Source organism: Streptomyces sp. GbtcB6 (genome assembly GCF_019091475.1).
GTDB classification, from domain to species: Bacteria; Actinomycetota; Actinomycetes; order Streptomycetales; family Streptomycetaceae; genus Streptomyces; species Streptomyces hyaluromycini.
This window is the reverse complement of the sequence record NZ_JAGXJL010000253.1, coordinates 1-282: the sequence shown is the minus strand read 5'-3', so window position 1 is coordinate 282 and position 282 is coordinate 1. Positions and strand designations below refer to the sequence as shown.

Annotated in this window: 1 pseudogene; it reads right to left on the bottom strand. The window is 77.7% G+C overall.

Annotation, left to right across the window (positions count from 1 at the left end):
- A pseudogene (locus KVT45_RS55310) lies at window positions 1-282 on the bottom strand (adenosine deaminase); the annotation flags it as partial.

The following is a 282-nucleotide window of genomic DNA, read 5'->3' as shown; positions in this document are numbered from 1 at the left end:
CGCGGCCCCGGCGAAGGCGAAGCCCGCCCCGCCCAGGTCCCGGTAGCGGTCGGCGAGCACGGCGATCTCCAGGGAGCGGGCCGCGTGCCGCATGGCGGTGAGCAGGGCGCCGACCCGGATCCGCCGGCCGTTCCCCCGGGCGAGGGCCTCGCCCTGCCGGAAGCCCTCGTTGACGGCCCCGACGACCGCTTCGAGGGAGAGCCCCTGCTCCAGGTGCTGCCCGGGGGCGTAGCGCACCTCGGCGTAGACGACGCCGTCCTCGGCGAGGTCCTCGGCGCACTC